The 24,709-nt window shown below is 61.1% G+C and carries 23 protein-coding genes; 16 read left to right on the top strand and 7 right to left on the bottom strand.

Features of this window, described 5'->3' with window-relative positions:
- Nucleotides 1-3 precede the first annotated feature (3 nt).
- The 3 genes from SINAR_RS0132140 (at nucleotide 4) to SINAR_RS1000000136260 (ending at nucleotide 2,847) form a co-directional block, all read left to right on the top strand.
- Nucleotides 4-822, top strand: coding sequence for an NAD-dependent epimerase/dehydratase family protein (locus SINAR_RS0132140; RefSeq protein ID WP_028002831.1), 819 nt, complete (start codon nucleotides 4-6; stop codon nucleotides 820-822).
- The gene (locus tag SINAR_RS0132145; protein ID WP_033058303.1) at nucleotides 819-2,024 is read left to right on the top strand and encodes an NAD(P)/FAD-dependent oxidoreductase; all 1,206 of its coding nucleotides are present in this window, start codon (nucleotides 819-821) and stop codon (nucleotides 2,022-2,024) included. Before SINAR_RS0132140 ends, SINAR_RS0132145 begins: the two co-directional genes overlap by 4 nt.
- Before the next feature lie 295 nt (nucleotides 2,025-2,319).
- Nucleotides 2,320-2,847, top strand: coding sequence for a GNAT family N-acetyltransferase (locus SINAR_RS1000000136260; protein WP_084617852.1), 528 nt, complete (start codon nucleotides 2,320-2,322; stop codon nucleotides 2,845-2,847).
- An 81-nt stretch (nucleotides 2,848-2,928) separates the two neighbouring features.
- On the opposite strand, the gene acnA is transcribed toward SINAR_RS1000000136260, so the two are convergent.
- Nucleotides 2,929-5,505 carry an aconitate hydratase AcnA gene (gene acnA, locus SINAR_RS0132155; protein WP_028002834.1) on the bottom strand — a complete coding sequence of 859 codons (2,577 nt, stop codon included), beginning with the start codon at nucleotides 5,503-5,505 and terminating at the stop codon, nucleotides 2,929-2,931.
- 186 nt (nucleotides 5,506-5,691) lie between these two features.
- Between acnA and SINAR_RS0132160 the strand changes: the two genes are divergently transcribed.
- The 13 genes from SINAR_RS0132160 to SINAR_RS0132220 all read left to right on the top strand — a co-directional run bounded on the left by SINAR_RS0132160 (nucleotide 5,692) and on the right by SINAR_RS0132220 (nucleotide 18,255).
- Nucleotides 5,692-6,618, top strand: coding sequence for a GntR family transcriptional regulator (locus tag SINAR_RS0132160; protein WP_028002835.1), 927 nt, complete (start codon nucleotides 5,692-5,694; stop codon nucleotides 6,616-6,618).
- Between the two features lie 87 nt (nucleotides 6,619-6,705).
- Nucleotides 6,706-7,800, top strand: coding sequence for an isocitrate/isopropylmalate dehydrogenase family protein (locus tag SINAR_RS0132165; protein WP_028002836.1), 1,095 nt, complete (start codon nucleotides 6,706-6,708; stop codon nucleotides 7,798-7,800).
- Nucleotides 7,801-7,918: 118 nt separating this feature from the next.
- Nucleotides 7,919-9,025, top strand: coding sequence for an ABC transporter substrate-binding protein (locus SINAR_RS0132170; protein WP_028002837.1), 1,107 nt, complete (start codon nucleotides 7,919-7,921; stop codon nucleotides 9,023-9,025).
- Nucleotides 9,026-9,088: 63 nt separating this feature from the next.
- Nucleotides 9,089-10,849, top strand: coding sequence for an ABC transporter permease (locus SINAR_RS0132175; protein ID WP_028002838.1), 1,761 nt, complete (start codon nucleotides 9,089-9,091; stop codon nucleotides 10,847-10,849).
- Nucleotides 10,842-11,918, top strand: a complete 1,077-nt coding sequence (locus tag SINAR_RS0132180) for an ABC transporter ATP-binding protein (RefSeq protein WP_028002839.1) — start codon at nucleotides 10,842-10,844, stop codon at nucleotides 11,916-11,918. Before SINAR_RS0132175 ends, SINAR_RS0132180 begins: the two co-directional genes overlap by 8 nt.
- 66 nt (nucleotides 11,919-11,984) lie before the next feature.
- Nucleotides 11,985-12,644: an aspartate/glutamate racemase family protein gene (locus SINAR_RS0132185; RefSeq protein ID WP_028002840.1), complete on the top strand. Its 660-nt coding sequence runs from the start codon at nucleotides 11,985-11,987 to the stop codon at nucleotides 12,642-12,644.
- Between the two features lie 50 nt (nucleotides 12,645-12,694).
- Nucleotides 12,695-13,636, top strand: a complete 942-nt coding sequence (locus SINAR_RS0132190; RefSeq protein WP_028002841.1) for an amidohydrolase family protein — start codon at nucleotides 12,695-12,697, stop codon at nucleotides 13,634-13,636.
- 32 nt (nucleotides 13,637-13,668) lie between these two features.
- A complete protein-coding gene (otnK, locus tag SINAR_RS0132195; RefSeq protein ID WP_028002842.1) occupies nucleotides 13,669-14,940 on the top strand; it encodes a 3-oxo-tetronate kinase in 1,272 nt (423 codons plus the stop codon).
- Entirely contained in the window at nucleotides 14,937-15,575 is a 639-nt protein-coding gene (gene otnC, locus SINAR_RS0132200) for a 3-oxo-tetronate 4-phosphate decarboxylase (RefSeq protein ID WP_028002843.1), read from the top strand. The genes otnK and otnC overlap by 4 nt, the downstream gene beginning before the upstream one ends.
- 13 nt (nucleotides 15,576-15,588) lie before the next feature.
- Nucleotides 15,589-16,062 (top strand): ribonuclease E activity regulator RraA, encoded by a 474-nt coding sequence (gene rraA, locus SINAR_RS0132205; protein WP_028002844.1) that lies wholly within the window; start codon nucleotides 15,589-15,591, stop codon nucleotides 16,060-16,062.
- A gap of 63 nt (nucleotides 16,063-16,125) precedes the next feature.
- Nucleotides 16,126-17,526 (top strand): NAD-dependent succinate-semialdehyde dehydrogenase, encoded by a 1,401-nt coding sequence (locus SINAR_RS0132210; RefSeq protein WP_028002845.1) that lies wholly within the window; start codon nucleotides 16,126-16,128, stop codon nucleotides 17,524-17,526.
- A gap of 10 nt (nucleotides 17,527-17,536) precedes the next feature.
- Nucleotides 17,537-17,953 carry a cupin domain-containing protein gene (locus SINAR_RS0132215; protein ID WP_028002846.1) on the top strand — a complete coding sequence of 139 codons (417 nt, stop codon included), beginning with the start codon at nucleotides 17,537-17,539 and terminating at the stop codon, nucleotides 17,951-17,953.
- A complete protein-coding gene (locus SINAR_RS0132220) occupies nucleotides 17,950-18,255 on the top strand; it encodes an antibiotic biosynthesis monooxygenase family protein (protein WP_028002847.1) in 306 nt (101 codons plus the stop codon). Before SINAR_RS0132215 ends, SINAR_RS0132220 begins: the two co-directional genes overlap by 4 nt.
- A gap of 89 nt (nucleotides 18,256-18,344) precedes the next feature.
- On the opposite strand, the gene SINAR_RS0132225 is transcribed toward SINAR_RS0132220, so the two are convergent.
- Genes SINAR_RS0132225 through SINAR_RS0132250 form a run of 6 tightly spaced genes read right to left on the bottom strand, consistent with a single transcriptional unit; the run spans nucleotide 18,345 to nucleotide 24,556 of the window.
- On the bottom strand, nucleotides 18,345-19,391 hold the full coding sequence (locus tag SINAR_RS0132225) for a HoxN/HupN/NixA family nickel/cobalt transporter (protein ID WP_028002848.1): 1,047 nt from the start codon (nucleotides 19,389-19,391) through the stop codon (nucleotides 18,345-18,347).
- A gap of 50 nt (nucleotides 19,392-19,441) precedes the next feature.
- The gene (gene larB, locus SINAR_RS0132230) at nucleotides 19,442-20,122 is read right to left on the bottom strand and encodes a nickel pincer cofactor biosynthesis protein LarB (protein WP_028002849.1); all 681 of its coding nucleotides are present in this window, start codon (nucleotides 20,120-20,122) and stop codon (nucleotides 19,442-19,444) included.
- Nucleotides 20,122-20,925 (bottom strand): ATP-dependent sacrificial sulfur transferase LarE, encoded by an 804-nt coding sequence (gene larE, locus SINAR_RS0132235; RefSeq protein WP_050577642.1) that lies wholly within the window; start codon nucleotides 20,923-20,925, stop codon nucleotides 20,122-20,124. Before larE ends, larB begins: the two co-directional genes overlap by 1 nt.
- Nucleotides 20,922-22,229 carry a nickel pincer cofactor biosynthesis protein LarC gene (larC, locus tag SINAR_RS0132240; protein WP_028002851.1) on the bottom strand — a complete coding sequence of 436 codons (1,308 nt, stop codon included), beginning with the start codon at nucleotides 22,227-22,229 and terminating at the stop codon, nucleotides 20,922-20,924. The genes larE and larC overlap by 4 nt, the downstream gene beginning before the upstream one ends.
- 15 nt (nucleotides 22,230-22,244) lie before the next feature.
- Nucleotides 22,245-22,772 carry a nickel pincer cofactor biosynthesis protein LarC2 gene (gene larC2, locus SINAR_RS0132245; RefSeq protein WP_028002852.1) on the bottom strand — a complete coding sequence of 176 codons (528 nt, stop codon included), beginning with the start codon at nucleotides 22,770-22,772 and terminating at the stop codon, nucleotides 22,245-22,247.
- Entirely contained in the window at nucleotides 22,772-24,556 is a 1,785-nt protein-coding gene (locus tag SINAR_RS0132250) for a hypothetical protein (RefSeq protein ID WP_028002853.1), read from the bottom strand. Before SINAR_RS0132250 ends, larC2 begins: the two co-directional genes overlap by 1 nt.
- Nucleotides 24,557-24,709 lie beyond the last annotated feature (153 nt).

Below are 24,709 nucleotides of genomic sequence, written 5' to 3' on the forward strand. Positions count from 1 at the left end.
ACAATGGCCAAGGATTTCAACAGCATTCTAATCACGGGCGCCGCCGGCCGCCTGGGAACCCAGCTCCGCAACGGGTTGGCGCATCTTGCCAGCGAGGTCCGCGTCGCCGACCGGGTCGAGATCTCCGATTTGGCGCCGCATGAACAAGATTTCGTCTTCGATCTCGCGGATGCCAAAGCGGTCGAATATGCAGTAAAAGGCGTCGACGCCATCGTCCATTTCGGTGGGGCGCCGCTCGAAACGGCGTGGAAGACGATCCTCGCGTCCAATATCGAGGGCAGCTACAATATCTACGAGGCGGCGCGTCGCCACGGCGTCAAGCGAGTCGTTTACGCCTCCTCCGTCCATGCCATCGGCTACCACAAGCTGACGGACAATATCGACGAGGCTGCCCCGGTGCGCCCGGACAGCCTTTACGGCGTCTCGAAATGTTTTGTCGAAGCGCTGGCGCAGTTCTATTGGGACAAGTTCGGTCTGGAAAGCGCCTGTCTGCGCATCTTCTCATCCTTCCCCGAACCGCCGGAGCGTCGCATGCTGTGGTCCTGGCTGTCGTTCGACGATTGCGTTCGGCTGGTGGAGGCGGCGCTGACTGCGCCGCATATCGGCTGCACCATCGCCTTCGGCCTGTCCGACAACAAGGTCTGCCCGGTCGACAATACCAATTGGGGCAGGCTGGGCTATCATCCCAGGGACAATACCGAATTCGCGCGCCAGAAAGTCGAGGCCGCCGTGCCGCGCCTCGACCCGCACGCGCCCGCAAGCCAGCATCTAGGCGGCTGGTTCGTCGACCTGCCGCACCCCGACGACGAGGCATCCAAATGAAGAATTCCTACGATGTCGTAGTCGTCGGCGGCGCTGTCATCGGCTCGGCCGTCGCCTATTATCTCTCCGCCAATCCGGATTTCGACGGCTCGATTCTCGTGGTCGAGAAGGACCCGACCTATGCGAAGGCGTCGACTTCCCTGTCGTCGTCTTCAATCCGGACGCAATTCTCCAATCCGATCAATGTCAGGATCAGCCAGTATGGTTCCGAGGTCATTCGCAACTTCGCCGACATGATGCAGGTGGGCGACGATCGCCCGGATCTCGGTTTTCAACCTGGCGGCTATCTCTTTCTTGCCAACAGGCCGCAGCAAGTGCAGACGCTCCGCGAAAACCATGCGGCGCAGATATCCTGTGGCGCCGACGTTTTGCTTCTCAACCGGGATGAACTCGCCAACGCGTTTCCGCATCTCAATGTCGCCGATATCGAGCTCGCATCCTACGGCCGGTCCGGCGAGGGCTGGTTCAACAATACCGGCCTGATGTACGGCTTCCGCAACAAGGCGCGTTCGCTCGGTGTGGACTATATTACCGATGAGGTCGTAGGCGTGGGGCGCCGAGGAAACCGCGTGACCTCCGTTGCCCTGAAGTCGGGTACGACCGTCGGTGCCGGCACGATCGTGAACTGCTCAGGTCCGCGCGCGGCATTGACGGCGCGCATGGCGGGCCTCGATATCCCGGTGGAGCCGCGCAAGCGCACATTGTTTGTCTTCGATTGCGCCGATACACCGGAAGGCACGGCCAACATCAACGATGGCCGACTGCCGCTGATGATCGACCCGAGCGGTGTATTCTGCCGCCCGGAAGGCCGCTTTTTCCTGACGGGCTGCCCACCCGTCGAGGACCCAACTGCAGACTGGGACGATTTCGAACCGCGCTATGAAGAATTCGAAGAGATCATCTGGCCGGCACTCGCCGAACGCTCGCCGAAATTCGAGGCGATCAAGGTCGTCAATCAATGGGCAGGTCATTACGATTACAACACTCTTGACCAAAATCTGGTCGTCGGCCGCCATCCTGACGTGCGCAACTTCGTCTTCGCAAATGGCTTTTCGGGCCACGGTTTGCAGCAGGGACCGGCCACCGGCCGAGGTGTGTCCGAACTTATCATTTATGACGAGTATCGAACCCTCGATTTGACGGACGTCGGGTACGAGAGAGTCCTCAGCAATCGACCTTTTATCGAAAGGGCCGTCATATAATGCCAGCGGCGCCGGATGCGGCCAGCCGAATGTGGGGGTGCGGTAATTCTCTTGATAGTCGGCTACGGTACCCATGGTGATGCGCTCATGAGCTCATTGCGCGGCCGGTGCCGCGTCAGTCGACAGGAGCTACGGCACTAGCTTGATTGTCATATCCGACAGGATTCCTTCTGAGCTGCGTCCTACTCTTCTACAGTCGACAGCGATTACCGAAGCAGTTGCATTCCCAGTGCCGCAGCTCTTCTTTGGTAGAAAGACGCTACAATGTGATAAACGCAATTCAAAAGACAATGACATGCACATCGACCTGATCGAGGCGTCGGAGGCCGACCTGACGACGCTCCAGAATCTTATGCAGCTGTATACTCATGATTTTTCGGAATTCTGGGCGGGCACGCAGCGTGGAGAACTTTGTGGCGACGGGCGGTTCCCTGACTATCCGATTCATCGGTATTTCGAACGTGCCGATTGGCGTGCATACCTGTTCAAGACGGCCGACGTCCTCGTCGGCTTCGCACTTGTTAACGACGAGACCCATTCAACTTTGCATGCCGATCATTCAATCGCAGAGTTCTTCGTAGTGCGAAAGCATCGGGGGCATGGCCTGGGTCGATTGGCGGCGCAACGATTGTTTGAGCAACAGTGCGGATCATGGGAAGTGGCTGTTGCTCGCAAGAATACGCTTGCATTAAGATTTTGGCGGGCAGCGATTTTCGGATGCAAATCTGTATTGAACGTATCCGAACTCGATTCGCGCACGCCCAATTGGGACGGTCCAATCATCCGTTTTGAGGTACTTGATGCAGCGATAGAATGCCGGTGAGCCGTCTTGCTTTCGGAAAAAAGGTCCTCGGCCGACGACCAATGAGCTCTTGTCCGACACCGTGTAGTTTTTGGACTTGGCCTACGCTGCCAAGTTACGATCGAGAATAAGCGGAATCATCCCTCCCCTTAGAAGCGTTTCCGCTTCCTGCTCCGTTTCCACTGCTGCACGCCCGGTCAGTTCCGCGGTTGCGGCAGCGACATAGCGTAGCAAAATCCTGACGTCGCAGCGCGGACGGATGCGCGTGGCCTCAATTTCGATGAGATCCAGTGCCGAGAGCGAGGGCATCGAGTTTTCGATCACGATCGGTAAAATGCCCATGCCGATCAGATTGGTGCGATGGATGCGCTCGAAGCTTCTCGCAATGACGGCGCGCACGCCCAGCAATGCGACGCCTTTGGCTGCCCAATCGCGTGATGAACCGGCTCCATATCGCTCTCCGGCCACGATGACGACGGACCGGCCTTCCTGCCGGTAGCGTTGGGCGACCTCCCATAGCGGACCTTCCTCCATTGAAGGCGCATGCACGGTCCTTGAGGCTGGTTCCCCGCCAAGCAGGAGGTTGGCGGCAGTCCGATTGTCGAAGAGACCGCGAACCATGGCCTGCCAATTCCCTCGCCGGGCCGCGTAGACATTGAGATCGTTTGGCCGGTCGCCGGCAGCAACAAGATGACGCCCGGCATAGCTTTCGGCACTGATCTGGCCGGCGGGAGAGATGTGATCGGTAGTCATGTCGTCGCCAAGCACGAGCAGCGGATGGGCCGCATAGGTTCCGAGTCGATTGGCTGAGCTCACGGCAGCGAAAGGCGGGCGCCGGATATAGGTCGAGTTTTCATCCCACGGGAAGGTTGGAGATGAGGACGCATCGAGGGCCAGCCATGCCTCGTTCTTCGCCGCATCGTCAAAGGCTTGGCCAAAATCTTCGCGCTTTGAGAAGTCTCGCAAACTAGCATCGATCTCCTCATCGGACGGGAGGAGATCGCGAAGGCGGACGGCAGATCCGTCCGCGGTGTCCGCGACTTTCAAACTTAGCGGATCTCGACAGAATTTTCCGATCATCGAGAGGGCGACGACGTGCGGCGGCGAGGCGAGAAAGCCGAACTGCAAGCTCGGATGCACCCGCCCTGGAAAGTTGCGATTGCCCGAGAGGAGGGCGGCGGCAACCGTGCCGTTGGCGATTGCCTCGGCCATGTCCGGCTGGAGTGGCCCCGAGTTGCCGATGCAGGTGGTGCAGCCGTGACCCACGATGCCGAAGCCGATGGCCTCCAGGTCCACCAGCAGACCGCTCCGTTTCAGGAAGAGTTCGGCGGATGGCGAGCCCGGCGCCAATGATGTCTTGACCCATGAAGGCGGGCGAAGACCGAGCCCGTTTGCCTTACGGGCGACAAGACCGGCGGCGGCCAGGAGACGCTGGTCGGAGGTGTTGGTGCAGCTTGTAATGGCCGCAATCGCAATCGCGCCGTCCGGAATGCCTTTGAAACCTTCGCCAAGCGGCCTGCCAACTGCCGCCTCCAAGGCAGATACAGCTTCAGTCAGCCCCAGCTTGTCTTGCGGGCGCTGCGGCCCGGCTAAAAGGGCACGCACATTGCCGAGATCGAGTTCGATGACCCCGGTGTAGCGAGGCTCGGCTTCCGGATCGAACCAGAGGCCCATCACACGCGCGGCACGTTCGACCAGCGAGCAATGTTCAGCCGCTCGACCTGTTTGCCGCAGATATTCGATCGTCCGACCGTCGATTGGAAAATAACCGGTTGATGCGCCATATTCGGGCGCCATGTTGGCTACGACGGCGCGGTCTCCGCCTGAGAGCGTTGCGACACCCGGCCCGAAGAATTCGACGAACTCTCCTGAGACGTTGTGACGCCGCAGGAGGTGCGTAACTTCCAGCGCCAAGTCCGTTGACAGCACGCCGGGAGGAAGCCGTCCGGTCAGGCGCACACCGACGACATCCGGAAGCCGTATCGTGACGGGGAAACCAAAGAAGACGCTTTCCGCCTCCAGACCGCCCACACCCCAGCCAAGAACGCCGATACCGTTTATCATTGGCGTGTGGCTGTCGGTTCCGATAAGTGTGTCCGGCGTGGCCCAGGTCTCGCCGTTCCGGTCTTCGAGGCGGATGACGGTCGCCAATTGCTCGAGATTGAGCGTGTGCATGATCCCGGTGCCCGGTGGATGCACGGTCACACCCGGAAGAGCGGTCGTCGCCCATTTCATCAGGCGATAGCGCTCGCTGTTGCGCTCCATCTCGCGCTGCATGTTGAAGGCACGAGAGCGGGGCTGTCCATGCATGTCGACGCCGATACTGTGATCGACGGATACGTCAACCGGCAGAACCGGCGTGAGGCTCTTGGGATCGCCGCCGGCTTCGGCGATGGCGTCGCGCATGGCAGCAATGTCGACCAATGCGGGCACGCAGGTCGTGTCATGCATGAGGACACGCGAGGGATGGAAGGCGATCTCGGTCTCGCTCGTGCCGCTGACAAGCCAGCCCCGCAAGGCAGTAATCATGGACGGCAGGCGATCGGCGTCTCTTCTGGCGACGTTTTCCAGCAGGATTCGATGGATGTAGGGGAGGCTCGCGAAATCGCCGCCGAAGATACCGGAGAGATCGAGCGCTTTGACGATTCCGTATGGGGTCGCTAGCTGAAGAAAGCTCATGTGTTCTCCATAGAATGAATTTTAATATTCAAAAAGCCAAAAATGGCGCGGTGTCAATGGAGGTTATGCCGCTTTTTGGCTTTTCTAGCAGTCAGATATGCAAATTGTTTCGCTCGAATTGTTCCCTTTGTCGCCGTCATGGATTAACCTGCGGCGACATCGTTGTTTCATACGGGGTTGATCGAGATGCGCTCCAGCCAACTGGCACAAACCATTGCCAATGAAATCACCCTGCTCGTCACTTCGGGAGAGTTGTCGGTCGGCGACCACCTGAAGACGCAACAGCTTGCAGACCGCTTTGGCGTCTCCCGCTCGCCAGTGCGGGAAGCGATGGACATGCTGGCTGCGCAAGGTCTTCTCGAGCAGAAGGAAAACAGGGGCTTCTTTGTCAAGGAGGTCACCGACAGCATCGCCGAACGCGTTCGCGAGGATGCGGAGCCATTCGAGGTGGCCAATGACTACCAGCGTCTTGCAGAAGACTGGCTCACCGACCGGATACCGGCCGAAGTTACCGAGCAGATGCTGAGAGAGCGCTACGATCTGACGAAATCGCAGGTCAATGATGTCCTGATGCGTGCGTCTCGTGAGGGATGGGCCGAGCGCAAGCAGGGTTACGGCTGGCGCTTCCTGCCGGTCGCCAAGACGCCCGAGGCTTTCGAGCAGATCTACCGCTTCCGTATGCTGATCGAGCCGGCCGCGATGCTGGAACCCGAGTTCCGGCTGGATCGGAAGATCATCGAGGAGCAACGCCGCATTCAGTTGCGCATGCTGGAGACCGATATTGAACGGCTGCCGGCGGAACGGCTTCTCCACAACGGCGCGCTCTTCCATGAAGAGCTGATCAAGATGTCGAACAATCCGTTTTTCCACCTCTCGCTCGTGCGCGTGAACCGGATGCGGCGTCTGCTCGAATATCGCTCCCGTGTCGACCGCAGCCGCACTGTGCGGCAGTGCCAGGAACATCTCGAAATTCTTGATCTTCTCGAGCGCGGCGAGGTCGTCGAGGCTTCTTACGCCATGCGCCGGCACCTCGGCGGTGCCCTCTCCAAGAAATCGCCGGTGACCTGGTCCTGGTCGCACCAGGCGCATGAAAAAGAGCTGCTCGGAAAATAGCCATTGCATTTTCAGATTTAAAAAGCCAATAATCTGCCCGTGACGTTGCGCGGCCTGTCGGTCGTTGCCTCATGGGAGATTTGTCAGATGAAAATATTCGTGACGCCGTGTGATGGGATCGGTCCCGAAATCACCGCGGCAACAATGGAGGTCATGAAGGCCACGGACGCGGCTTTCGATCTGGGCCTCGAATACCATTTCGAGGACACGGGCTTCACGAGCCTGGAAAAACATGGTTCGACTCTCCGGGACGAGACGATCGAGCTTGCCCGCACCTTCGACGGCATCATTCTCGGTCCCCAGTCGCACATGGACTATCCGCCCCGTGACAAGGGCGGCGTGAACGTCTCGGCCGGCTTCCGTGTCAAGCTCGATCTCTACGCCAATGTCCGCCCGGCACGCTCCCGTCCGTTCCTGAACGACGCCAAGAAGATGGACCTCGTCATCATGCGCGAGGCGACCGAGGGCTTTTACCCCGACCGCAACATGTATGCCGGCACGGGTGAATTCATGCCGACGCCGGACGTCGCGCTGTCTGTCCGGAAGATCACGGCTTCGGCTTGTGAGCGTATCGCCCGCCAGGCCTTTCTCCTTGCCATGAAGCGCAACAAGAAGGTGACCGCGGTCCACAAGGCGAACAATTTCATCCTGACGGACGGCCTGTTCCTCAAGCAGGTGCGCAAGGTCGCAGCCGAATTCCCCGAGGTCACACTCAACGAGTTCATCATCGACGCCATGGCGGCGCATCTGGTGCGCGACCCCTCGCGCTTCGACGTGATCGTCGCCACCAATTTCTATTCCGACATCCTTTCCGACCTCGCCAGCGAGCTCTCGGGAAGCTTGGGTCTTGCCGGCTCGATCAATGCCAATGCCGAAACCGGCCTTGTCTGCGCCCAAGCCCAGCACGGCTCGGCGCCGGACATCCAGAATAAAAATATCGCCAACCCGACATCGCTCATCCTCTCGGCGGCGATGATGCTGAGCTGGCTCGGCGAGCAGCGCGGCTTGCCACAATTCGAGGCAGCCGGCGCGGAAATCGAGCGCGCGGTCGACGAGGTGCTGGCGAATCCGGCGACGCGCACGCGCGATCTCGGTGGCACCACCAATACCGATGCCTTCGGCGCGGCTGTCGCCAAGGCAGTTCGAAACCGCGGCGGCGACCGGAAGGCGGCCAACGCCTAAGCCTTTGCACTTTGGGTATTATAAATCCAAAGTGCAAAATTGCAGGATGTGAGGGCGCGAGCCCTCGCGCACATGCCCGGAGGAGCAATGGAGCCGGGCGCATTTTGGGAGATCAGAAATGAACAGGCACATTACCGTCCGGTCGACAGCCTTCGCAGTCACCACGGCCATCATCACAGCATTTGCAGTCCCTGCACTGGCGCAGGACGTCCCTGCCGGCTACCCGGCCGATTATGCCGACTTGATCGCCAAGGCGAAGGAAGAGGGCACCGTCTCAGTCTACACGTCGACGGATGCAGCGCAGTCGCAAAAACTGCAGGACGGCTTCACCAAGAAATACGGGATCAAGATCGCCTATAACGATCTTGGGACCAACGGCACATATAATCAGGTGATTTCCGAAGCGGCGGCCGGGCAAACCACGGCCGACGTCGTCTGGAGCTCGGCGATGGATCTGCAGATGACTCTGGTCCAGGACGGTTATGGGGTCGAATATGCTTCGCCTGAAGCAGCGAAGTTGCCCGCCTGGGCGAACTACAAGAACACGCTTTATGCCACGACCGTAGAGCCGATCGGCGTGATCTACAACACCAAGGCGCTGTCGGAGGACAAGCTGCCGAAGACCTATGCTGAGATGATCACCTTCCTGAGGGACAACAAGGCGATGCTGCAGGGCAAGGTGGCGACTTTCGATCCTGAAAAGAGCGGCTCCGGCTTCCTTCATCACTCCAATGACGCGCGCAACCGCAAGGACTTTTGGGACCTCGCCAAGGCCATGGGCGAGGACGGTGCCAAGATCTATTCGAGTTCAGGCGGCATGAAGGAAACGGTCGTGTCCGGCGAGAACGTCATCGCGATCAACATCATCGGTTCCTACGCGCTCGATTGGGTAAAGGAGAGCCCGAACCTCGGTGTCCATTTCGCTAAGGATTATACGCCGGCTTTCTCGCGTCTGGCCTTGATCACCAAGGATGCTCCGCATTCGAACGCCGCAAAGCTCTTTGTCGACTACATGCTGTCGGCCGAGGGACAGGCGCTCCTGGCGGAAGGTGGCCTGCCGTCCGTCCGCGAAGACGTGACCGCCGGTCTCAACATCAAGACGCTCAATGAGCGTGTCGGTGGGGGCCTGAAGCCGATCGCCGTCGATGAAGGCGTGCTCGAATACATGGATCAGATGAAGCGCGTCCAGTTCCTCAACGACTGGAAGGCAGCGCTCGGCCGCTGATGCATCGCCGTCCGCGGCGCGATATCGCGCCGCGGCTCTGCTCCTTCATGCGAGAGGCAAGGAATGTCTACCCACGCTCAAGCACCGGCCGCAGTCGAGCTTTCAAAAGCCGCAGCCGAAAAGAAATATCCGGCGAGAATGCCCCGCCATGGCAATGCAAGCCTCTATAGGCGCATCGTTATCGGTCTGCTTGCAATCGCCGTTCTGGCGCCCGTCTGCCTGATCATATACCAGAGTTTCCTGACCGCCGCCTTTTTCAGCCCGCGTGCCAGGTTTGGTCTCGACGCCTATCGCTATGTCTTCTTCGACAAGAATTTTTATAAGGCGCTCGGCACGACGGCGATCTTCTCCTTCGGTATGGTCGCGATCGCCGTGCCGCTCGGTGGCCTGCTTGCCTTCCTGATCACCCGCACTGACATCAAGGCCAAGCGCCTGCTCGAAATCCTCGTGCTGGTGCCGATGTTCATTTCTTCCATCGTGCTCGCCTTCGGCTACACCGTTTCGGTCGGCCCGACGGGTTTCGTTTCACTTTTCATCCGTGATATCATCGGCGTCGTTCCCTGGAACATCTACAGCCTGCCCGGCATGATCCTGATCGCCGGCCTGAGCCATGTGCCGCATGTCTATCTCTATGTCTCCGCGGCGATGCGCAATCTTCCCTCCGATCTCGAGGAGGCCGCGCGCACGACCGGTGCCTCCGTCTGGCAGGTTTCGCGCGACGTGACCCTTCCCATGGTGCTGCCGGCTCTGATCTTCGCGGCGGCACTCAACGTCCTGCTCGGCTTCGAGACCTTCGGCATTCCGCTGGTGCTCGGCGACCCGAACGGCATCATGGTTCTCACCACCTATATCTATAAGCTCACCACCTTGTTCGGCACGCCGACCTATCAGCTGATGGCCGTAGTCGCCGTGGTGTTGGTGCTGATCACGCTTCCGCTCGTCTGGATGCAGCGCAAGCTGCTGCGCAATGCCCGCAAATATGCGGCGATGGGCGGAAAGGGTGCGCGCGTCTCCACTCTCAAGCTCGGCAAGAGCGGCCAGATCATCGCCCTTTCGATTATCGGGCTTTGGCTCTTCGTCTCCGTCGCCCTGCCGATCGGCGGCATCACGGTGCGTGCCTTCGTCGATGCCTGGGGTGAGGGCGTGAGCCTTTTCGACCAGCTGACGCTCGCAAATTTCAGCCGTATGCTGGAAGTCCCGAGCCTCTACAACGGCATCGTCAACACGATCCTTTTGTCGGTTGTCGGCGGCGCGGTCGCGGTTGCGATCTATCTGGCAGTCGGCCTTGCCGGCCATCGCAATTGGGGCATGTCGAACACGATCCTCGATTACATCGTGCTCTTGCCACGCGCTCTACCGGGCCTGGTCGTCGGTCTTGCCTTCTTCTGGGTCTTCTTGTTCGTGCCGTTCCTCACGCCGCTGCGGCCGACCCTGGTCAGCCTCTTCGTGGCCTACTTGGTCGTCGGCCTCTCCTATGGCCTCAGGTTGCTGCAAGGCACGCTCATACAGGTCGCGCCGGAACTTGAAGAGTCGGCGCGGACGACCGGGGCCACGATCGGCCGCACCTGGAAGGACGTGGTGATCCCGATCGTCCGTCCCGGCCTCGCCGGCGCCTGGGCGCTCATCATGATCATCTTCCTTCGCGAATATGCGACGGGTGTCTACCTCATGGGCGCCGGCACCGAGGTGATCGGCTCGCTGATGGTCTCGCTCCTGCAGACCGGCGCGATGAACACCATCGCCGCGCTCGCCCTCATCAGCATCGTATTGACGGGCGCAGGCCTCGCACTCGCCCTCCGTTTGGGAGCAAAAATCCATGACTGAACTCGTTGTCAGCAATGTCCAGAAATGGCTCGGCGGCCTGCAGATCCTCAAAGGCGCCTCGTTTACCGCCCAGCGCGGCTCGATCGTGGCGCTGCTCGGGGCGTCGGGCAGCGGCAAGACCACGCTTCTGCGCTGTGTCGCCGGGCTTGAACAGCCGGAAGTCGGTCAGATCGTCATCGGCGGCAAGACCGTTCTCGACGGCGAGAAGAAACTGGCGCTTCCGCCGGAGCAGCGCAATATCGGCCTCGTCTTCCAGTCCTATGCACTCTGGCCGCATCGGACCGTCAAGGAGAATGTCGGCTACGGGCTGAAACTGCGAAGCGTCGCGCCGGCCGACATCGAAAAGCGGGTGCAGGCGATCCTCGATCGCATGGGCCTCGGTCATCTGGCCGACCGTTTCCCGTCGCAGCTCTCCGGCGGGCAACAGCAGCGCGTCGCGATCTGCCGCGCGCTCGTCTATGAGCCGCGCGTACTGCTGCTCGACGAGCCGCTTTCCAACCTCGATGCCAAGCTGCGCGAGGAGGCACGCTACTGGATCCGCAAGCTCATTCTGGATCTTGAAATCTGTGCGATCCTCGTTACCCACGACCAAAGTGAGGCGCTGGCCGCCGCTGACAATATTCTCCTGCTGCAGGACGGTCGCATCGTCCAGCAAGGCGGACCGCAGGAGATCTATTCCAACCCGAACAGCTTTTATTCGGCCGACTTCCTCGGGGCCAACAATATCGTCAAGGCGAAGGTGAAGACGATCGATGGCAAGTGCGCCGTTATCGGCGGCGACAATTGGAGCCTCGATGGCACCATACGCGAGGCGTCCGGCTTGGCCGCCTCGCAGGATGCGCGGGCGGTCATCCGCGTGGAGCAGATCAGCGTCAGCGACCAGCCGCAATCAGGCGGGCTCGAGATGAATCTCGACGACAGCATCTATCTCGGGGACAGGTGGGAATATCGTCTGCGCCGTGGAGATTTTGTCGCCAAGGCGCACGGGGCCAAGCAACTGCAATCGGGAACCGTCTGGGCGCGCATTCCACCTGAAAGCGTCTGGGTGTTTTCGGCGGGCCAGCAGTAGCAAGGTCTCAAGCGGCGGCCGCCCTTCCTCCCGGGCGGCCGCCACCTCCTAACCAGGATAGTCAAGATGACGTCACGAAAAAGGATCGCGCTTGTTCACGCGACGCCGATCGCAATCGATCCGATCGGGATCGCCTTCGAGGCCGGCTGGCCTGAGGCCGAGCGGGTGAACATCCTCGAAGATAGCCTTTCTCCAGACAGAGCGAGAGACGGCGCTATCACTGACCAAATGTCCGATCGTATCGTGGCGCTGGCCAGGTACGCCCGCATGATCGGCTCCGACGCGGTCCTCTTCACCTGTTCGTCCTTCGGCACCGCTATCCAGCGGGCGGCGAGCACACTGGATATTCCCGTTCTCAAGCCCAACGAAGCAATGTTCGAAGCCGCGATCCGCAAGGGTGGCCGTACGGCCATGCTCTACACCTTCCCGCCGGCGCGGGAGGGGATGGAAGCCGAGTTCCGTGAAGAGGCTTCGCGAGTGAGCCCTTCAGCCGAAATCGAAAGCTTTCTCGTCGACGGAGCCATTGACGCGGTCCGCGCTGGCGACGAGGCGACCCACAACCGTTTGGTAGCCGAGACCGCAGCCACGATCGAGGGCTTCGACGCGATCACGCTGGCGCATTTCTCGACAGCGCGGGCGCTTGAGGCCGTGCAGGCGGCCACGCCTATCCCGGTTCTGACCAGCCCGGATGCGGCGGTTGCCAAGCTTCGCCGCCTGCTGACCTAGGCGGAAAGCGGGCATCTTCAGACGAGCAGTTCAAACTGGAGGAGACTTGAATGAGCAGTGCAGATCTGACACGCAGGCAAATGTTGCAAGGGATGGCGGTGGCGGCTGCTGCGGTCCTTTCACCGGCCAATGCTTTTGCGCAGGAAGTTCCCTTCTCGGCGGGGAGTGCCCATCCGAAGTTCAAGGCGCCACCGAAGACCTGCGACGCGCATTTCCACATCTACAACAGCAAGTTTCCCGCGGCCGCCAATGCGAGCCTCGTTCCTCAGGATGCGAGCGTAAGCGATTATCACCGTCTCAAGGAGCGGCTTGGCTTCGAACGCAGCGTCATCGTTCAGCCCTCCACCTATGGAACGGATAATTCCTGCCTGCTCGAAGCCTTGGCCGAGCTCGGGGATGCGGCGCGAGGAATAGCCGTGGTCGACACGTCCGTAACCGACGGTGAACTCAAGCGGCTCGACGCCGCCGGCGTTCGTGGCATTCGCTTCAATCTCGCGAGAGCCGGCGCCACGACCGTGGACATGATCGAGCCGCTTGCGAAACGCGTTGCGGATCTCGGCTGGCATATCCAAGTTCATATCAAGGGCGACAGCATCGCAGAACATGCCGGGCTGTTCCAGAACCTTCCGGTCATCACGGTCTTCGACCATCTCGGCCGAATCCCGCAACCAGCCGGCAAAGAGCATCCGGCCTTCAAGGTCGTGGCCGACCTGCTCGAAAAGGGCAAGGCCTACACCAAGCTCTCCAGCATCTATCAGGACACGCTGGTCGGGCCGCCGACCTACGCGGACATGGGTGGTTTGGCGAAGGCCTATCTGGCGTTAGCACCTGACCGCGTGCTCTGGGCCACCGATTGGCCCCATCCTTCACCCGGCAAGTCCGGCAAGCCGGATGATGCGCTGCTGATGGACCTTTGCGCCGAGTGGGCGGGAGATGATCCGACCCGAAGCAAGATCTTTGTCGAGAATGCCGCCGGCCTTTACGGCTTTTGAGCGTGGGCCGACGAACGGAAAGAGAAACAAGAATGCTACTCGGGGTCATTGCCGACGATTTTACCGGCGCGAGCGATATCGCCAATACGATTGTCAAGGGGCTGCCTGGGCAGGGTGGTCTTCGCACGGTGCAATATCTCGGTGTCCCGAGTGCAGCTTCCGACCCGGAGGTCGAGGCCGGCGTGGTCGCGCTGAAAAGCCGCTCGATCGATGCTGGACTGGCCGTCAGGCAATCGATCGATGCGCTGCAATGGCTGCTCGAACAGGGTTGCCAGCAGATCGTCTTCAAATATTGCTCGACCTTCGATTCGACGCCGGCAGGCAATATCGGTCCGGTCGCCGAGGCGCTTGCCGAAGCGCTCGGCGTCAAGGGTGTCGTCGCCTGCCCGGCATTCCCAGGGGCGGGACGCACGGTCTATCAGGGGCATCTCTTCGTGAAGGACCGGCTCTTGAACGAGTCCGGTCTTCAGAACCACCCGCTCAATCCGATGACCGATGCCGATATCCGGCGCTGGTTGCGGCTGCAGACGGTCTCGGATGTCGGCCATGTCGACATCTCGGCCGTTCAGGCTGGCCCCACGGCGATCGAGGCGGCCTTGCGCAGACATGGTGAGGAAAACCATGTCCTCGTCATCGTCGACGCGGTCACCGATGACGACCTCGTCGCGATCGGCAAGGCGGTCGCGGATCACCGGCTTGTTACGGGGGGATCGGGGATAGCCATTGGCCTGTCGGCAAACTTCATTGCCCGGGGGCTGGCCAAGGGCGAGGGTTCCGCGACAGTCGGCATCGACGGACCGGAGGCGATCCTCGCCGGCAGTTGCTCCGGCGCCACGCGGCAACAGGTCGAAATCCATAAGAAGGATCATCCGACCCTAGCCATCGATGTGGCAGGCGTGATGAGCGGAAAGGTCGCAACCTCGGACCTGACCTCGTTCCTGCTCGCCAACCTGGGGAGAGCGCCGCTCGTCTATTCCTCCGGCACCCCCGACGAGGTTCAGGCGATCCAGGCGCGCTTTGGCCGTGAGAAGGTTGCCCATACCCTCGACACTCTCTTTGCCGACACTGCCCGGCAATTGATCGATGCCGGAATCCGCCGGCTCGTTGTCGCCGGAGGCGAGACATCGGGTGCAGTGGTTTCGGCGCTCGATATCGGGGCGCTGGCGATCGGGCCCGAGATCGATCCCGGCGTTCCGGTTCTTTTCTCGAACGGAGATGAACCCGTAGCGCTAGCGCTCAAGTCCGGCAATTTCGGAGCGCCGGATTTCTTCGCCAAGGCGCTGGAAAGGCTTGCAGGACGATGACCGCTGAAGGCAAATTGCGCGAGGACATCGTTCGCCTGTCGAAGTCGCTGTTCGACCGCGGATTTTCGGTGGGGTCGGCCGGCAATATCAGTGCCGCAGTCGACGACGGCATTCTCATGACGCCGACGAACTCCTGCCTTGGATTTCTGGATCCGGCACGGCTTTCGAAACTTGACCGTAATGGCAATCACATCTCAGGCGACAAGCCTTCGAAGGAAGTGTTCCTCCATCGGGCTTTCTACGAGACCCGACCGCAAACCGGAGCAGTCGTCCATCTCCATTCGACTTTTGCGACGGCACTGTCGTGCCTGACCGGCATCGATCCCAGTGACTGCATTCCGCCATTGACGCCCTACGTCGTCATGCGGGTCGGCGCGGTGAAGCTGCTGTCTTACGTCAAGCCGGGCGATGAGAAGATGGGCGACATGATCCGCGAGCTCGCCGGCCGCTACGCCGCCGTGCTGCTTGCCAATCACGGCCCGGTCGTCACCGGCAGGGACATAGCCACGGCGGTCTACGCTGCCGAGGAGCTCGAAGAGACGGCGAAGCTCCTCATCCTGCTGAAGGAAGCGCCGAAGCGAATGCTATCGGACGAAAACGTTCACGAACTCAAAGCCGTGTTCGGCGCATATTGAAGGAGACATTTGGATGAAGACCGCGGATCTGGTCGATGCCCATGGCGACGATGTTCAATTCTGCAATCTTCCTTTTCTGAAGCTCGGGAAGAGGAAATCCTTTTCCGGCCCGATCGTGACGGTGAAATGCTTCGAGGATAACGCGCTCCTGAAATCCGAGCTGCAAAAGCCGGGCGAGGGAAGGGTGATGGTCGTCGATGGCGGCGCGTCGAGCCGCGTTGCGCTCCTCGGCGACCAGATCGCGATGATCCTCCGCGACAACGGCTGGGCCGGCATCATCATCAACGGTTCCATCCGAGACAGTGCCGAGATCGACGACATGGACGTTGGCGTCTTCTGCCTTTCCATGACCCCAAAGAAGTCCGTGAAGGACGGAGCCGGCAAGGCTGGCGTCCCTGTCCAGTTCGGCGGGGTGACCTTTGCCCCTGGCGCCTACGCCTATGTCGATGCCGATGGCGTGCTGACGAGCAGCCGCGACCTGCGTTGACGCCGCGAAATGGCCGCGCGCTGCGAGGCCTCACTCAAGCAAAACGAATGTAGGAGAATGGCGATGATCGTCACCACCAACCCGGCCACCGGCGAGGAACTCGCCCGATACGAACTCCACGACGACGCTTATGTCGATGCAGCGCTTTCGGCCGCTGCCAAGGCGCAAAAGGCGTGGCGCAAGAAGCCCGTCGAAGAGCGGGTTCGACTGCTTGCCGCGATGGCCAGGGTGCTGCGTGCCGGCAAGTCGCGCTATGCCGAGATGATCACCCGCGAGATGGGCAAGCCGATCGTCGAGTCCGAGGCGGAAATCGAAAAATGCGCCTATAACTGCGACTTCTATGCCGAGCACGCGGCGCAACACCTCGCCGACGAGGCAATCGCCTCGAACGCGACCGAGTGCGCCGTCGTCTTCGACCCGCTTGGTGTCGTGCTCGCCATCATGCCCTGGAACTATCCGTTCTGGCAATTTTTCCGTTTCGCCGCGCCGGCCTTTGCCGCCGGGAACGGCGCCGTGCTGAAGCACGCGAACAACGTGCCGGAATGTGCGCTCGCCATCGAGGAGATCATGCGCCAGGCAGGCTGCCCCGAGGGCCTTTTTGCCACCCTGCTGATCGAGCCGGCCAAGGTTGCCGGCATCATTGCCGACGATAGGATTGCAGCCGTCACGTTGACGGGGTCCACGGAAGTGGGCGCCATCGTCGCGTCGCAGGCCGGCAAGGCGCTGAAAAAGCAGGTACTGGAACTCGGCGGCTCCGATCCCTTCATCGTGCTTGCCGATGCCGATCTCGAAGAGGCGACGAGCGTCGCGGTTAAGGCACGCTACATCAATGTCGGGCAGTCATGCGTCAACGCCAAGCGCTTCATCGTGGAGGAAAGCATCGCCGACCGTTTCGTCGCGCTGTTCTGCGAGAAGGTTGCAAACCTGAAGGTGGGGAACCCCACAGAGGGAGATACAAATATCGGTCCGATGGCGCGGGAAAACCTGATGACAGGCCTGCATGCACAGGTCGAAAAGACGATTGCCGCGGGTGCTGAACTCAAGCTCGGCGGCGCGCCGCTGGACCGGCCGGGCTATTTCTATCCTCCGACCGTGCTCGACCATGTACGTCCGGAGATGGCCGCGTTCTGTGAGGAGACCTTCGGTCCCGTCGCCGCCGTCATCCGCGTCAAGGATGCCGACGAAGCGGTTCGGCTGGCCAACCAGACCGAATACGGTCTCGGCTCGGCGATCTGGACCGGGGACGTGGAGCGCGCCCGCCGGCTTGCGCACGACATCGACGCGGGCGCCGTCTTCATCAACGGCATGGTCGCCTCCGACCCCAGATACCCCTTCGGCGGGATCAAGCGTTCAGGCTATGGCCGCGAGCTCGGTGTCTACGGCATCCGCGAGTTCGTCAACATCAAGACGGTCTGGATCGGCCCGGCCAAAGCAGCCCAGCCTGTCGCCAAAGCGCCCGAGTGAGGAGCACCGCATGACCCAGCCAGCAATCCTCCGCCCTAAGGAGCTCAAGAGCAACGATCGTGGCAACGGCGCCCGCACGACGCCGCTCGTGACGCGCAGATGCGGCTCGACGAGCATGATCAACGGGATTACCGCCTTTGACCCGGGGGCTTCGATCGGCCTCCACAAGCACAATTGCGAAGAGAGCGTGATGATCCTCGACGGTCAGGCGATCGCCGAGATCGACGGCGTCCGCTACCCGCTCGGACCCAACGACACGACCTGGATCCCGGCAAACGTGCCCCATCGGTTCATCAATGCGTCCCAGACCGAGCCGATGCGCATCTTCTGGATCTATGCCTCGATCGATGCGACGCGGACGATGATGGCGACCGGGGAGGAGCGCCCCATCGACGCGGAACATCACCAGCAGGGAACACAATCATGATTGTTGAAGCCGCGGAAATTACGGTCAAGCCCGGCAGCGAGGCGCATTTCGAAGCGGGCGTGTCCCAGGCCGCGCCCCTGTTCTTGAGAGCGAAAGGCTGCCACGGCGTGGCTCTGCATCGGGTGGTGGAGACACCGCGCGTTTATCGTCTGCTGGTGAAATGGGAGACGGTCGACGACCACATGGTCGGCTTCCGCAACTCCGAGGATTTCCAGGCGTGGCGGCGCCTCGTCAGCTCCTGTTTCGATGGCGCCCCAAAGGTGACCCATTCCGAAGCCGTGGCTTTGTCAAACAACGATTAAGGAGAGATGAGTATGAAAGGCCGTTAACTGCTGTCGTGTTGCTCTCGGATTGCAAGCAGCATGATGTCGGACGGTGTCGGCTGTCTCACCTATGAGGGGCTCAGCACAATTCGGTCATATCCCTTCGCTCGATAGATCACCGTCGAGATGATCCAACTCGCAATGAATATGCATACGACCGCGAAGCCGAGATTTCCGAGACTATCGTTGAAAGTGGCGATGGCCTGCCACGCCTTGCCCTGAAGATTCAGCTTCTCCGAGATCAGCGCGAGGCCTTCGAGGCCGCCTATGAAGAAGGCAACGATCACAGAGGCGGCCGTGATCGTCAGATTGTACCAGAGCTTGCGAACCGGATTGATCAGGGCCCAGCCATAGGCGCCGCTCATCAACGTACTGTCCGCGGTATCCATTAGCGACATTCCCGCAGTGAACAATGCAGGGAAGATCAGGATCGTCCAGAAAGCCGCTCCCTGGGATGCCTGTGCCGCCGAAATGCCGAGCAGGCCGATCTCGGTTGCGGTGTCGAAGCCGAGGCCGAAGAGGAAGCCAACCGGATACATGTGCCAGGAGCGCGAAACGATCCTGAAGGTGCGGCGAAAGAAGCGCGCCAACAGGCCTCGCCCTGTAAGCAGGGCATCGAGGTCCTCATCGACAATCCGTTCCCCGCGTCGTGCGCGAGAGAATGCCGCCCAGATGTTCTTCAGGATGATCAGATTGACGAGACCGAGCGCCAGCAGGAACAGCGCAGATACGGAAGTTCCGATGATGCCTCCCACAGTCCCAAATGCATCAAGCTCACCCTGCATGGCAGTGGCCGTGGCAGCGATGGCGAGGGACGCCAGCACGACGACCGAGGAATGACCGAGCGAGAAGAAGAGACCCACCGAAAACGGCTGCTTTCCCTCCTGCGTCAGCTTGCGGACGACATTGTCGATTGCGGCGATATGGTCCGCATCGAAAGCGTGACGAATGCCGAGCATATAGGCTACGAATGCTATGCCGAGCAAGGCAGGCTTGTCGGCGAAAGCCGTCCAGGCCCAAGTCCAGGCCGCGATATTGGCGACGATCAGGAGACCAAAGACGATCGCGATCTTGGATCCTACGTCATTGGTTCGGTCATCGAAAATGCGACGCATTCCGCGATCTCCTGCACAAAACCGTTTGAATGCACTGGACCCAGCCTTGCTCAGTCATGTGCAGTTCGAGCCCTGCGGATCATGTTGAGAGCTCTGAACGCGGCGCAGGCGGCACCGTAGCCGTTGTCGATATTGACCACCGCGAGGCCCGGCGCGCAGGATGCAAGTGCTGCGTGAAGAGCGGTTTGCCCGCCGTTCGACACGCCATAGCCCGTCGATGTCGGCAGGCAGATGATGACGCCGGGGACGAGCCCGCCCAGGACGCTCGGAAGCGCGCCGTCCATGCCTGCCACGGTGATGATCACAGGAAAGGTTTTCAACTCCTCCACGCGCTCGAGCAGTCGCCAGAGACCCGCCACGCCGATATCGATGAACTGCTTTGCCGGCGCGCCGAAATAGGCCAGCGTGCGAATGGCTTCCGCGGCCTGTGGCATGTCGGAGCTGCCGGCGGACACGACGGCAATTTGCGCAGACTCAGTATCGAGGGGTGGCGTCCAATTCAAGTAGGCAGTCCGTGAAACCGGATCATAGTCGAGCTTCTCCAGGTAGTTGGGCGCAATCCGGGCAAAAACGTCCGGCTCGAGTCGTGTCAGCAGGCTTCGTCCGTTGCGTTCGAGGACCCGTTCCATGATGACGGCGAGCTGGGCATCGGATTTGCGGGCGCAGAGGATGGCTTCATCGAAGCCGATGCGCTCAGGACGCTGGAAATCCAGCTGGATCTCGTCGCTCATTACGTCTGCTCCCGCAGAAAGGCGCTTCCGCGCTTGTAGGTTTCGAAATGGACGGGGCGGTCTTCTCCGAATGCAGACCGGATCTGATCTGTCAGTTGCACACGCTGGCTGGCGGAAAGACGGGACAAGGCTTCGCCGTCCAGCTCGACCACCACGCCCGCCTGACGGACGCGGCAGCGCACGGTTTCCGGCGAGAGCTCCGTCCTGAGACGAGTTTCAACCTGATCGATCGCGCGCAGCAGGTGAGATTCAATGCGCAGGGCCGTTTCCATGCGGCTCGAAAGACAGGGCGCCGAAGGCAGTTCGGCAAGGTCGGCAAGGCCATGGTAGGCTGCCAGCGCGCGGACATCGGCCTTGGCCATTCCCGCCTCGACGAAGGGATGACGGACGCGGTTGGCCTCAGCCGCCTTCAGGCCCGGCCTCCAGTCGCCGAGATCGTCGGTATTGGTGCCGGAGAAGAGCTGCGCATCGGTCAGCGATGCCAAGGTCCCATAGAGATTGGACTTACAGAAGAAGCAGCGGTTCGAGGGATTGGCAAGATAACGTTCATCGGCAAATTCCCCCGCGTCGACGATGCGAAGGCTCCAGCCATGCCGATCGGCATAGGCCTTCACCCGTTCGGTGGCGTTTAACGGAACTGCAGCCGATGCGGCATGGAACATGGTCACGTCCTGGCCCATCCGCCGATGTGCGACATAGGCGAGCGTCATGCTGTCGACGCCGCCGGAGAGGGCCACGGCGGCCGGCCGGGCGCTGTCGAATACGGCATTGAGGCGACCTATGAATGCTTCGCTCGCGATCATTTCTTCGCCTCCAATGCCTGTTCTTCGGCGTCTCGGCGCAGTTCGGCGCGGGCCTTGTGGCTGTCGTCGAGGGATCGGACGTCATCCATCTCGGCCTTTGCCGTGGGTCCGCCGGGGCGTTCGGCGATTTTAACCCGCACGCCATTTTCCGTTTTCACCGCCTGCCGGGGCAGGATGACGCGTGTTTCGACGCGGCTTCGCAAGCCGAGCGTCGTTGTCTGCCTGAAGCATTGAGCGGTGATGGCATCCATGGCCTCGGGACGGGTCAACACTTGGATAGCGGTCATCATCCGACCCTTCTTTCCGAAGGTCGGGGTTTGCGTCACGTCGATAACGCCCTCGGTGGTGCGAATCCGGTCGATTCCGACGGCCAGTTCCTCGCCCGTCTGATCATCGATTTCGAACTGGATGATCCCGACCTGATCCTGTTCGGCGGCTTCAGGGGTAAAAGCCAGCACGCGCAGGACATTGCTCATTGCGGGAAACCGGCGCGTGCCGAACCCGGTCCCGGTGCGATCCAGCACCTGCGGCCTGTGTCCGATGCTGGTCGCCGGTTTCAGAAAGCGCAGGATCGCAGCTCCCGTCGGCGTGATCCGCTCGCCGTGCCGGCCATCATCGTGGAAGGCAAAGCCACGGAGGAGCAGCGTGGTGGCCGGCGCCGGTACCGGCAGGCGGCCATGGGCGGTTTCGACGAAGCCGCGGCCGAGCGGAAGAGAGCCCACCGACCAGCTTTCAGGATGGACCGCGTCGATCATGGTGGCCGCCGCAACGATATCGGCAATCGAGTCCCAGTTGCCGACCTCATGAAAGGCAACATCCTCGACCTTCTTTCCGTGGACCGCAGCCTCGGCCTCCGCCAGTTCCTGAAAGATGCCGATGGCGGTGCTTTTCACGTTTTCAGGAATCCCGCTTGCTGCGAGCTTGGCGCGCAGCTCCCGCCAATGGGTGTGGTCGTGACCGTGCCTGTCATGGCGATGGTCATGATCTTGGCTATGGACGTGATGATGATGGCCATGGTCATGGTGATGGTGATCATGCTCGTGTGCATGATGATCACGACTATGTTCGGAACGACGATCATCGGCGTCGCCGACAGGTTCAGACGTCGATTTCGTCACATCGAACCGGTGGCCGGTCAACACGCCGTCGTCATGCGGCAGCATCTCGGCCCGGACATCGCTTTCGAGACCGGCAATGCGCAGATTTTCCTGCACCGTACCTGCGAATTCGGGCCAGGCGTCCAGCATGGCGGCGACGAACATGTCACCGGCAATTCCGCCCACCGCGTCAAGATGGATATGCATGGCCGCCTTCCTTCGTCATTGCTCTCGAAGCCAGCCGGCAATATCGACGCAAAGCGTTTCGCCCGGTTCTCCTGCTCCGAGGGCAGTTTCTATCGCAGCCTTCAGCACGGCCACCGAAACTCGAAATTCCGGCTGCATCTCTTCCGAGATCGCAACGAGATCATCATGCTCGGCTTTCGCCCGCATGAAGACGCCTTCATTTAGGATTCGTTTCACGCGGAGCGGAAAACGGCGGACGCCTCCCCGCCATTGCAGCTCGAGCGTGGTCCTGTAGCGAAGTATTTCGAAATGCTTGTGCCGGGACTCCAGGACACGATAGCCCCAGATGCCGAGATCGCCGACCAGGAGGGCGGCCAAATCGGGTTCGTCCTCCGCCTTGATATCGACAAGGAGCACATAGGAGGGGCGGCCCTTCTTGCCGAGGCTCGGGAGCAGTTGCACGTTCTTGGCTCCCATCTCGGTCATCTGCTCGATGACATGGCCGAGCAATTCGCCCGGCGCGTCGTCGATCTGGGCCATGATGAGGATGACGTCGCTAGCCATCAGAGTCCCATCGTATCAATGGCGACCCGTGCCGCGGCTTCCGCCTTGGCTTTCGTGCCGGGGATGCCCGCTGAAATCAGCCCGGCCGCCTGCGCCTCGCTTGCTGCATCGGATGCGCTCATCTTTCCCATGGCCGCCGCAACGACGGCCGGCACGGTCACGTTCATGATGACATTGCCTGCGAGCAGCAATTCGCTGGCGATCGGCGCCAGCGCAGTCAGGAACGGCGCACGCTCCTTGCCTACACCCTGGGCGACCTCCGGGATGACCGCGTTGATGATGCCTTCCATGTGGATCGTCTCCTCGCCCACCGTCACTTCGGCATCGAGCGCGGGGTCGAAGGCGAGCCAGCGCGCCGCCATCTTGCTGGATCGGCGGGCGCCCTTGCTGATTTTGGTGAAATGCACCTTGATTGTCTTGCCCTTGGCCTTGGTCAGGAATTCGGAGCCTCGCGTTTCGACGAGCAACTGTCGCTCCTCGTCCATGGCGCGGACGATCTCGCCGACAGTCTTTCCGGCTTCGAGATCGTCATAGCTGCGCGCGGCGCGCGCATAGAGTGCCTTGGTGACCATCGGAGTTGAAGACATGATCAGGGCATCGGTGACCGGCCCATTGCAGATCTGCGTCGCCTTGCGCGCGACGATGTTCATCGCCACCATGGCCGTCTCCGGATCGAAGCTGAAACCGAGCCGCCGTTCCCTCAGGGCCTGAGCGACACTCTGTTCGGTCGAGCCGTCCTCAAGCAGGCACATCAAGGCAATGACAGCGTCGCCGCAGATATGGCCGAGGGGGGGATTGACCGGCCCGGCGCCGCCACCGCAAATGCCTTCCTCGAAAACGGAAATGATCTCGTCGAGCGCCATAATGCCGATGACCGTCGGCCCACCGATATCCTTGAGGATCAGGCCAAGGTCGCCGATCAGCCTGGCGGTCTCGATCTCCTTGCCGGTGATGCGGACATGGAGCTTGTCCGGCAGTCCCGCTGTGCGCGCTGCGGCGCGACCGGCGACGAAGGCGCTTGTCACCTTGCCATAGGGGCCATATTCCTCCGCGACATCGGCATCCGGGTGAATGATTTCGAGGATCGCGGCAGCGCCAAACAGTGCGCAGAGGAATTTCTGGCTCGGCATTCCTGCACCTGACATGGCGTCCATCATCGCCTTGGTGCCGATGGTCGCTCCCCGTTCCGCCATGCCGGGAAAAATAATGTCTTCGCCCAGCGCGCCATGGCCGACCATGACGCCGCCGCCGACGCCTTCGGGAATATCGCGGCCCTGGACCGGCGAAAGCTCGCCCTTCATCATCGCCTCATAGACGGCGGCGACCGCGGCAAAGCCCGAGATCTTGTTGTTCATCTTGGCGGTGGGCACGGCGGCAAGGCCAGAACGGCTGACGCCGGCGATCATGCGCGCCGAGGAGCCGAGCTTTCGGTTGCCGGCCGGGATGCCGACCTGTGCATTTGCACCGCAGAGGTAGAGCAGGGCTGCCGCGATGAGCGCGGCGTTTGCGCCATCGGCACCCCCCGCCTTGGCGACTGCTACGGTCTTGGCGAGCAGATCATCGATCGGCTGGTGGACGGCGTCCGCAAATTTGACCTCTGGACTGACACCCCGGCGCAGCTCGGTGGCAATGACGTTGCAGACGGCGACGACCGGGATGTTGAGCATGCCGTGCCCGCCGGTCAGCGCCTCGACGCGATCGCTGGTTAGCCAGCCGGGATTCGCGTTCGCCGCCATGATGGAGGCAAGAATAACCTTCTCCCGTTGCGCGGTTGCGTCCGTCATTGTTTCTCTCCATCTCCCGTTACCTCGCATCGTCGCTCGAGGTTGAACCGGCCAAGCAGCGTCGTTTCTTCGCTGCGTCCTGTTCCGTGATTTTCCAGCGCGAGCAGACGGCGCCAAGACGGATCAGGACGTAAGCCGGGAGGGATATCACGG

The sequence above is a fragment of the Sinorhizobium arboris LMG 14919 genome, from assembly GCF_000427465.1.
Taxonomy (GTDB): domain Bacteria; phylum Pseudomonadota; class Alphaproteobacteria; order Rhizobiales; family Rhizobiaceae; genus Sinorhizobium; species Sinorhizobium arboris.

Bases quoted from the DNA above. Each gene is read 5' to 3' on its own strand.
- rraA (WP_028002844.1), top strand. From the start codon at position 15,589: ATGAAGACCGCGGATCTGGTCGATGCCCATGGCGACGATGTTCAATTC.
- larC2 (WP_028002852.1), bottom strand. From the start codon at position 22,772: ATGGCTAGCGACGTCATCCTCATCATGGCCCAGATCGACGACGCGCCG.
- larB (WP_028002849.1), bottom strand. From the start codon at position 20,122: ATGAGCGACGAGATCCAGCTGGATTTCCAGCGTCCTGAGCGCATCGGC.
- SINAR_RS0132215 (WP_028002846.1), top strand. From the start codon at position 17,537: ATGACCCAGCCAGCAATCCTCCGCCCTAAGGAGCTCAAGAGCAACGAT.
- otnK (WP_028002842.1), top strand. From the start codon at position 13,669: ATGCTACTCGGGGTCATTGCCGACGATTTTACCGGCGCGAGCGATATC.
- SINAR_RS0132220 (WP_028002847.1), top strand. From the start codon at position 17,950: ATGATTGTTGAAGCCGCGGAAATTACGGTCAAGCCCGGCAGCGAGGCG.
- SINAR_RS0132225 (WP_028002848.1), bottom strand. From the start codon at position 19,391: ATGCGTCGCATTTTCGATGACCGAACCAATGACGTAGGATCCAAGATC.
- SINAR_RS0132250 (WP_028002853.1), bottom strand. From the start codon at position 24,556: ATGACGGACGCAACCGCGCAACGGGAGAAGGTTATTCTTGCCTCCATC.
- SINAR_RS0132140 (WP_028002831.1), top strand. From the start codon at position 4: ATGGCCAAGGATTTCAACAGCATTCTAATCACGGGCGCCGCCGGCCGC.
- otnC (WP_028002843.1), top strand. From the start codon at position 14,937: ATGACCGCTGAAGGCAAATTGCGCGAGGACATCGTTCGCCTGTCGAAG.
- SINAR_RS0132175 (WP_028002838.1), top strand. From the start codon at position 9,089: ATGTCTACCCACGCTCAAGCACCGGCCGCAGTCGAGCTTTCAAAAGCC.
- SINAR_RS0132145 (WP_033058303.1), top strand. From the start codon at position 819: ATGAAGAATTCCTACGATGTCGTAGTCGTCGGCGGCGCTGTCATCGGC.
- SINAR_RS0132185 (WP_028002840.1), top strand. From the start codon at position 11,985: ATGACGTCACGAAAAAGGATCGCGCTTGTTCACGCGACGCCGATCGCA.
- SINAR_RS0132190 (WP_028002841.1), top strand. From the start codon at position 12,695: ATGAGCAGTGCAGATCTGACACGCAGGCAAATGTTGCAAGGGATGGCG.
- larE (WP_050577642.1), bottom strand. From the start codon at position 20,925: ATGATCGCGAGCGAAGCATTCATAGGTCGCCTCAATGCCGTATTCGAC.
- acnA (WP_028002834.1), bottom strand. From the start codon at position 5,505: ATGAGCTTTCTTCAGCTAGCGACCCCATACGGAATCGTCAAAGCGCTC.
- SINAR_RS1000000136260 (WP_084617852.1), top strand. From the start codon at position 2,320: ATGCACATCGACCTGATCGAGGCGTCGGAGGCCGACCTGACGACGCTC.
- SINAR_RS0132170 (WP_028002837.1), top strand. From the start codon at position 7,919: ATGAACAGGCACATTACCGTCCGGTCGACAGCCTTCGCAGTCACCACG.
- SINAR_RS0132165 (WP_028002836.1), top strand. From the start codon at position 6,706: ATGAAAATATTCGTGACGCCGTGTGATGGGATCGGTCCCGAAATCACC.
- SINAR_RS0132180 (WP_028002839.1), top strand. From the start codon at position 10,842: ATGACTGAACTCGTTGTCAGCAATGTCCAGAAATGGCTCGGCGGCCTG.
- SINAR_RS0132160 (WP_028002835.1), top strand. From the start codon at position 5,692: ATGCGCTCCAGCCAACTGGCACAAACCATTGCCAATGAAATCACCCTG.
- SINAR_RS0132210 (WP_028002845.1), top strand. From the start codon at position 16,126: ATGATCGTCACCACCAACCCGGCCACCGGCGAGGAACTCGCCCGATAC.
- larC (WP_028002851.1), bottom strand. From the start codon at position 22,229: ATGCATATCCATCTTGACGCGGTGGGCGGAATTGCCGGTGACATGTTC.